Below are 6542 nucleotides of genomic sequence, written 5' to 3'. Positions count from 1 at the left end.
TGTCACTTTCGTATATTTTGTTTTGGATAGCAATACCAGGTAGAACAATCATAGAGCAGCTCTTGAGAGGATAATCTGGTACACCTCAAACTATACAGTAATCCAGCTATCTAGATTTTTCATCTTCTGAAATCCTATTTGGTTTTGTTCATTTCTAGCCAGTTGCAGACTGATGGCGTTCACTTCCGAGCGCTGTCTCAATATGTAGAGCGTTTCTACAGCACTCACGCTTACAACTGGCATAGCACGGGACACCAGTTGCGGAAAGTTTTGCCACATCCCTCGTACAACTTAACTTCCTTACTGTCCCGTTGTGGTGATATCTCATTGAAACTGCAACCCAAAGACATTGGATGCCAAATTGCCAAAGTTGTTCAGGGTATTATCCCATACTCCGACTCCAGAAGCGTCAATAATTTCTCTTCCACAACAGTAAGATTTGGTCGATTCAGCTTCCCCAATAACTGCAACAGGCTTTTGACTGTCTCCTCCAGCGAATCTGAATACACTCGACCGATGCGATCACCTACGGTGGGCGGTTACGCCATCGCAAATCACCCGCATCTGCTCACGCTCCGCAGGCAAGTATTCGCTGCACCGCATCTTTGACAATGCGATGAGATGGTACTTTCCCGTTGGCAGACTCTACAGCTTGCTTCCATGCTTCGGGCTGAATGTCCGGCTCAAGCTTGGACAGTGGTCTAACTTGCCACTCATTCGTCGGCAAAATGTGATCGTTCCGATCACATTTTTGCTCTAAGTTATCAAATATTACTGCTGCATCCATTAGAAGATAAGACTGCCGACGATTATGGCCAAAGCGATGGCTTCGCCAACGCCAAGGGCGAACGCGGCAATACTCCTCAAAGGTTTTGTGAGTAGAGCGATATAACTTGCGATCCCGTAATTCCATTAATGCCTTTCCTGCCTCAAAAAAGGCCCGTTCCACCTTTCGCTCCAAATGCAGGCGGTAAGCGTAGCCATGCCGTCAGGCTTATCGCTCTGCTCCTGCTCGGTTAATTCTGGAACTTCAACAGCAGCAACGTCAATGATTGCTGAAGCTGGGTCTTCTGAAGGGGTAATGTCTGAGTTGGGAAATTCTGGATTGTGTGATGCGGAGATGGTGGCTTTTTTTGCGGTTACGGGGTGGGGCAGCAAGTCAACATCTTAATTCTTTTGGGCAATATGAAAAGGCTCTAAACGGTCAAGTGCAAGCGGATGTTTGGCTACGATGGGAGCAAATAGCGGTGAAGTATTTATACAGAATCTGACCAAAGTTACTAACCTCTCTTCATTGCGATCAGTAAAGCAACGCCTCGAATTGTAACTGCCTTCTCAATTACTCATTTTTGTTTCTCGTATGAATGAATCATCTGTTGGATTGTTTCGGTTTCGCCAATTTCATAAAGACTGATCAAACCATCCTCAATAGTAAAAATTTGCTCAATTGTTGCATCCGCAAGCAAATTGCCTTGCAAATCTCTGACCATTTGATGAACGGTAACGACATTTCGATTGTTTTCATCCGTCTCGAATTTTAAGGTTTCAAGCTGCACTTGAATAACCTTATATTGATTAGTCCAGTATTCGCGCACCGCGTCGCGTCCATAAACGAAACCGCCTTCCACCCCGTTGGCCCATTTCACATCCGGGTGCATCACCGAGATGATTGTTTCAATCTCGCCTTTGTTGAAGGCTTCGTATAAATTTTGCAGAAACTGCTGATTTGAACTCATAATTGTTCACCATCCAATACGAATGTCATTAAAACAAGAAAACAGCCCAACTATTTACTATACGGAAAATCAACAGAAAGTGCATCGAGATTGATGTTTTTGCTGAATCTCCCAACTTAGCTCGGTTTTAACAGTAGTGCTGCCTATCGGCAAGCCCTTCTCTGTGATGGGGTTTAGACTCGACGGAAACCTTTACGGATTCGGCAGTTCCTCTACTTGGAAAAACCCCTTTCTGCGGACTGCCTCACCGCTTTGCTCCCGACACTCTCTCTTGTTCAGTCAGTCAGGTATTTGAACAGGAGTTACCGTGACAGCTTCAGAATCATGGTTTCATCATCCCCAGCAATTGTAATATCTCCTTAACAGCCGCTTTTTCTTGCTCCATCTGCTGAACATGATTCAGTAACCGCTTGGGAATGTACCTCGACGATTTGACCAAGCGATCGCCCTCACTCCAAAATTCGTAGTGATAGTATGCCTGTTGGTAATCTCTGCCGTTCTTAATTATGGTTCGCCAATGAATACTACCGCTCCCCTCACCTTTGTTTCGCCGCATTTTACTAGGGGATATGTCATTACTAGGGCTTGTTTCTAAAGCTGCATTACTAGGGTTTATCTGTTTATCCCCTAGTAAATTACTAGGGCTACCTCAACCCCCAACATCTGTAATATCTCTACAACTGGACGTTTGGCTGCTTCAGCTTCCTGAATATCCCCTAGTAATTTTTTAGGGATGTACTTCGTCCTTTTCTTTCCATTTTCCTGCCAGTGGTAATAAGCTTGGGGGTAATCCTTCCCCTTCTTAGTTATGATGCGCCAGTGAATAGAACCGTTGCCCTCACCCTTGCGTCGGCGATTTTTACTAGGGCTGTTGCTCATCTCCCATAGCCCAGATTTCTTAAAGAAGTGATCGCTCCCTTACTTACTACTTCCATGATTCAACTAAGAGTAAATTTCCCTAACTACACAAGGTGATCACTATCTTTGGTTGTTGCATAGTAATACAAAGTTGATGACATGAACGGTCATGCCACCTCCCTGTAAGGTACTTTATTACTGCTTACAACAATAAATCTAAAATGTTATGCTGGCAAGTAGCAACGGTAAAAAAATTACTACGATGATAGATATTGAACATATTGCTACATTCAAATGGGGTAATAAACAAGCTAAAAAGTTAACAGAATTACGCGGAAATATACCTCGGCGTCAGCTTGAGCAAAAAACTACTGAACTTGGTCAAAAGGTTGCACACCAATATATTCAGCAATTAGAACAGCCCGATTATTATGCTACTCGCCTCAAAAGTGGAACAATCACTGTTTCAGTAGAGGTTGTTAACGTTTTGTGTGAAGCACTAAATGCTGATATCACTGATTTTTTCGATACTGCCAAAATAATTACTGTTGTTGCTTGACTTTTGTCCGTTGACAACGGTAAAATAGAAACATACAAAACAAAAGGCGACCGCTCAAGTTTCGTAGGCTCTGCGATCACCCTTTGGCCCTTTTACAGGAGTTTCTATTATGACCTATCCAAACTACACACAGCAAGCCCTTTCCCGCTATAACCTCCCCCGCCTCAAAAGAATCGCTGCCGAATTAGGCGTAACACCCACCGGGGACAAAAGAGCGATCGACACCTGGGTAAACGCAATCATCGCCCACCAATCCACCCAGCTTCAGAAAGTTGACAACCAAGCCCTCGCCCAAGCCGAACTCGACGGCTACATCGCTGACCAAGCCCAAGCCATCGCTCCCGAACCCCTCACAATAGTCGAAATCTCGTTTGACCATCACGAATATTATGCTGATGACAAACTGATAGCCAGCATCAGCTATGACGACAACCATTTAACGCAACGCTGGGTAGTCAGGGTCAACGATAAAGAAGTGTTTCGTGCCAACACTCTAATGCGTTGCGATCGCTTCATCTGCACTCACTACAAAGATGGCTCATTACCTGTGCAAGAAGCAGGGGGGCTCTTAGCTGGGAGCAAGGGAGAAGAAATTGCCCCCCTGCACCCCGCACCCTGCTCCTTGTCCTCTTCTACCACTGGTAATGAAGTCATGGCGCAGATTTTCAACGAATGCGAGAAGTACGGTTATGAAATCCTCGACGATGGGATTTACCACAACGATGTAAAACTGGGTGAAGTTGGCTGTACTGACGGCGGCTGGTGGGTAATGCGTACTGGGGAATGTCAGCAAATGCCCTGTGCCTCTGGGGTGGAAGCAGTTTAATCGCTGTCGATGGTGGACGAGTCTACTGATGGTAAATCCATTTTTGATGAATATTTTTTAGAGCAACCGTTAGAGCAGCTAACTGGCGATAGATTGCAACGGCTGCTGGAGAGAACGGAGTTAGTCACGGCGTAGTCTTGGGCTTCGCCTGGGAAAAGGTTAAAGGTATTGGTTAAAGGGAAATTTTTTCATTCCTTTCCCCCTTACCCCTTCCCCTTTTCCCTAAAACATATTCCCTTCATTCACCGATCAATATGCAACCCACAACATCAATTCCCCGACACTGGGGCTACCCTCGCTTTGCCTTGGAACAGCGCACTAAGGACGGTATCATTCTGGGGTTTTATTACTACCCCTCTGGTACAGAATTGGCTGAACAATTCGGTGGTGGTTGGCGCTATACGCTGATGCCTGATAAAAACTCTGACGAATTGTTTCACTTTCAGGAATCTCAAATCCAATCGCTCTCTCCAGAAGAATTATTCCACCAAATCACTGCTGAAATTGACTTTTATCAACAGCAAATGAGCATTCTCAACCGACAGTTAACCGTCTTAACCGGAGGTTTCACAAATGCCTAAAACGATTGATAACACCTTTGAACGTAGAGCGAACCATTTGCTGCGTTTGATTCGGCTTTGCGGCGGTTGTGTACCTCTACATCGTCTGCAATTCCAATTTTCCGATTCAGTTATTCAAACACTGTTGGATAAAGAACTGGTGCAAGTACAGAACACGGGACAGGGCTTTTTGTTGGAGATTGCCGAGGATTTTTAGCTCGTCTGAATGTAGCCAATATTCAGACGATTGCAACTACGGGAAATTACTTTCCACTACAGAGTTTTTATTATCTCACACAGACTACCAATCCATGAAACTTAACCGAGGTGAAATATGATTGCTGAAATTAAACTAGGTTTATGCAACCCTCCCGAACCCATCTACTTATATGTCAATCAGGGGGAAGTAGACGGGGAATCTTTCGTTTGGTACAAGTTTAATATCAACCAGGATAAGAAAATCCCTGTTACCCAAAGGGCATTAACTGGGTATCTGTCAGAACTGCGATTGACCACTAAAGAGTTCAAAGGGAAGGACAATTTAAAGCTGGATATTGTTATCAGTGCCGATGAACTTTATATCGTTAGAACTGGTGTTGAAACTAACTTCGCCAAAAGCTTCCTTCTCGCTGCGTCAATTGTTCAAGATTTTTCTAAGCTACTGATTATTGTTGCTAATGCTGGCGACGAGAACACAGTTTTCTGTAATCTTTACGATGCTGCAACCAAAACTAAGATTTACAGGGAATGGAGTAGAGATTTGGATTGGGCAACAATCATTCGTGACATCCAATCCTTATTGGGTAAAACTTCAAGCTCCATTCCAGAACCCCCACTGACTCCACCAAAAGTTAGCGTAGTCCCTCAACCAGTACCGACTCAAGATTTACGAGTTAAAAATATTCGCACCTTGCTTGATTATCCACTTGATTTGGTCAGAGAGTGGTTGCAATTCCAGGATGTTGACCGCCCAAGTTTACTTGATATTAACCAGATTAATGAACTAATCAAAACCATGTGTTTGGCTTGGGCAGCAGGCAAGTGTGACCATCCCAATCATGCTGAGTCTTCGTATCAAAATCTTGTTGTTGATGCTGTTGCTAGCGGTGCGGATGAATTAACAGCAATCAACGCATGGATGCAACAGTTGCAAGCAGTAAAGACTGGAGCAGTGTAAATCAGCATACAGGATTCAGAATAATTTCACTTCTGAATACTCAATTAATCAAATAGGAATTACCCATGAGAGTCATCGTCACAGTTGTTGAAAAAATCACAAGTGAAGCTCACATCGATATCCCTGATGGGCTGAATCAATCCGTAATTAAACAGCACATAGTAGACCGCTACAACACTGGGGAAATGTCCACAGAGATGAACATCTTCCAAGTGGATTTTGAATCTATCAGCGCTCGGATTGTACCAGAACAACCTGATGCTAAATCTGCATAAACATTGGAGGTAATAAATGAATCTCAAATGGACTGATGAAGAACTCGCAATCATTGAAGCTAAGGCTGAACTTTATACCCCAAAACAAATAGCCTCAATCTTAAAAAGACATGGATATTTTCGCACTCCAATTGCAATTGCTACTAAGCTTTGGGCTTTGGGTTATTCTACAAGCCCCTTTCTCGATAACTATAGTAGTGCTGAAATTGCCCGTGTTCTGTGTGTGCATTCCACTACTGTTTCTGGCTGGGTGCGACTTTTACAATTCGCAATTCGCAATTCGCAATTCGCAATTTGCTTCCTTATATCTGAAGTTGGATGGTTGAATATTAATTCTGTTTTTATCAATGAATGGAGAGGTTTGCATACCAATTAAATTATCCAATTGTATTTTAATTGCGAATTGCGAACTGCGAATTGCGAATTGTTTTGACAATCCCCCACAACATCTAAAAAAGCGTATTGCCTCTATTGACTCCGAAGCCATTAATTACTTATTGAGGAGAAAAGCATGATTGACAACATTAACGCACTCAAAACAAGTTGGTATC

Annotated in this window: 14 protein-coding genes; 9 read left to right on the top strand and 5 right to left on the bottom strand. The window is 43.5% G+C overall.

What is annotated here, in order from left to right:
• The first annotated feature begins 138 nt into the window (after positions 1–138).
• The gene (locus H6G97_RS42755) at positions 139–609 is read left to right on the top strand and encodes a hypothetical protein (RefSeq protein WP_190946606.1); all 471 of its coding nucleotides are present in this window, start codon (positions 139–141) and stop codon (positions 607–609) included.
• Here the strand turns inward: H6G97_RS42755 and H6G97_RS42750 are convergent.
• The 5 genes from H6G97_RS42750 to H6G97_RS42730 form a co-directional block, all read right to left on the bottom strand.
• Positions 569–913, bottom strand: coding sequence for a hypothetical protein (locus H6G97_RS42750; RefSeq protein ID WP_190946605.1), 345 nt, complete (start codon positions 911–913; stop codon positions 569–571). The two genes, H6G97_RS42755 and H6G97_RS42750, sit on opposite strands and share 41 nt — an antisense overlap.
• On the bottom strand, positions 913–1158 hold the full coding sequence (locus H6G97_RS42745) for a hypothetical protein (RefSeq protein ID WP_190946604.1): 246 nt from the start codon (positions 1156–1158) through the stop codon (positions 913–915). Before H6G97_RS42745 ends, H6G97_RS42750 begins: the two co-directional genes overlap by 1 nt.
• 185 nt (positions 1159–1343) lie before the next feature.
• On the bottom strand, positions 1344–1736 hold the full coding sequence (locus tag H6G97_RS42740; protein ID WP_190946603.1) for a nuclear transport factor 2 family protein: 393 nt from the start codon (positions 1734–1736) through the stop codon (positions 1344–1346).
• 322 nt (positions 1737–2058) lie between these two features.
• A complete protein-coding gene (locus H6G97_RS42735; protein WP_190946602.1) occupies positions 2059–2292 on the bottom strand; it encodes a hypothetical protein in 234 nt (77 codons plus the stop codon).
• Between the two features lie 71 nt (positions 2293–2363).
• Positions 2364–2615, bottom strand: a complete 252-nt coding sequence (locus H6G97_RS42730) for a DUF6788 family protein (RefSeq protein WP_190946601.1) — start codon at positions 2613–2615, stop codon at positions 2364–2366.
• Positions 2616–2820: 205 nt separating this feature from the next.
• Between H6G97_RS42730 and H6G97_RS42725 the strand changes: the two genes are divergently transcribed.
• The 8 genes from H6G97_RS42725 to H6G97_RS42695 all read left to right on the top strand — a co-directional run bounded on the left by H6G97_RS42725 (position 2821) and on the right by H6G97_RS42695 (position 6367).
• Positions 2821–3153: a hypothetical protein gene (locus tag H6G97_RS42725; protein WP_190736086.1), complete on the top strand. Its 333-nt coding sequence runs from the start codon at positions 2821–2823 to the stop codon at positions 3151–3153.
• Between the two features lie 109 nt (positions 3154–3262).
• Positions 3263–3979 carry a hypothetical protein gene (locus tag H6G97_RS42720; protein WP_242055979.1) on the top strand — a complete coding sequence of 239 codons (717 nt, stop codon included), beginning with the start codon at positions 3263–3265 and terminating at the stop codon, positions 3977–3979.
• Between the two features lie 9 nt (positions 3980–3988).
• The gene (locus H6G97_RS55120) at positions 3989–4114 is read left to right on the top strand and encodes a hypothetical protein (protein ID WP_277883430.1); all 126 of its coding nucleotides are present in this window, start codon (positions 3989–3991) and stop codon (positions 4112–4114) included.
• 119 nt (positions 4115–4233) lie between these two features.
• Positions 4234–4560, top strand: a complete 327-nt coding sequence (locus H6G97_RS42715; protein WP_190946600.1) for a hypothetical protein — start codon at positions 4234–4236, stop codon at positions 4558–4560.
• Entirely contained in the window at positions 4553–4756 is a 204-nt protein-coding gene (locus H6G97_RS42710) for a hypothetical protein (RefSeq protein WP_190946599.1), read from the top strand. The genes H6G97_RS42715 and H6G97_RS42710 overlap by 8 nt, the downstream gene beginning before the upstream one ends.
• A 117-nt stretch (positions 4757–4873) precedes the next feature.
• The gene (locus H6G97_RS42705) at positions 4874–5716 is read left to right on the top strand and encodes a hypothetical protein (RefSeq protein WP_190946598.1); all 843 of its coding nucleotides are present in this window, start codon (positions 4874–4876) and stop codon (positions 5714–5716) included.
• 65 nt (positions 5717–5781) lie between these two features.
• Positions 5782–5991 (top strand): hypothetical protein, encoded by a 210-nt coding sequence (locus H6G97_RS42700; protein WP_190946597.1) that lies wholly within the window; start codon positions 5782–5784, stop codon positions 5989–5991.
• Between the two features lie 16 nt (positions 5992–6007).
• Positions 6008–6367, top strand: coding sequence for a hypothetical protein (locus tag H6G97_RS42695; RefSeq protein ID WP_190946596.1), 360 nt, complete (start codon positions 6008–6010; stop codon positions 6365–6367).
• The last annotated feature ends 175 nt before the right edge of the window (positions 6368–6542 follow it).

The sequence above is a fragment of the Nostoc flagelliforme FACHB-838 genome (genome assembly GCF_014698065.1).
Lineage (GTDB): Bacteria > Cyanobacteriota > Cyanobacteriia > Cyanobacteriales > Nostocaceae > Nostoc > Nostoc flagelliforme_B.
The sequence above is the reverse complement of the archived record's forward strand: the minus strand, read 5'-3'. Positions and strand labels throughout refer to the sequence as shown.

Coding starts and splice junctions, on each gene's coding strand:
- H6G97_RS42730 (WP_190946601.1), bottom strand. CDS start 2,615: ATGAGCAACAGCCCTAGTAAAAATCGCCGACGCAAGGGTGAGGGCAAC.
- H6G97_RS55120 (WP_277883430.1), top strand. CDS start 3,989: ATGGTGGACGAGTCTACTGATGGTAAATCCATTTTTGATGAATATTTT.
- H6G97_RS42725 (WP_190736086.1), top strand. CDS start 2,821: ATGCTGGCAAGTAGCAACGGTAAAAAAATTACTACGATGATAGATATT.
- H6G97_RS42705 (WP_190946598.1), top strand. CDS start 4,874: ATGATTGCTGAAATTAAACTAGGTTTATGCAACCCTCCCGAACCCATC.
- H6G97_RS42735 (WP_190946602.1), bottom strand. CDS start 2,292: ATGCGGCGAAACAAAGGTGAGGGGAGCGGTAGTATTCATTGGCGAACC.
- H6G97_RS42740 (WP_190946603.1), bottom strand. CDS start 1,736: ATGAGTTCAAATCAGCAGTTTCTGCAAAATTTATACGAAGCCTTCAAC.
- H6G97_RS42695 (WP_190946596.1), top strand. CDS start 6,008: ATGAATCTCAAATGGACTGATGAAGAACTCGCAATCATTGAAGCTAAG.
- H6G97_RS42700 (WP_190946597.1), top strand. CDS start 5,782: ATGAGAGTCATCGTCACAGTTGTTGAAAAAATCACAAGTGAAGCTCAC.
- H6G97_RS42720 (WP_242055979.1), top strand. CDS start 3,263: ATGACCTATCCAAACTACACACAGCAAGCCCTTTCCCGCTATAACCTC.
- H6G97_RS42715 (WP_190946600.1), top strand. CDS start 4,234: ATGCAACCCACAACATCAATTCCCCGACACTGGGGCTACCCTCGCTTT.
- H6G97_RS42710 (WP_190946599.1), top strand. CDS start 4,553: ATGCCTAAAACGATTGATAACACCTTTGAACGTAGAGCGAACCATTTG.
- H6G97_RS42750 (WP_190946605.1), bottom strand. CDS start 913: ATGGAATTACGGGATCGCAAGTTATATCGCTCTACTCACAAAACCTTT.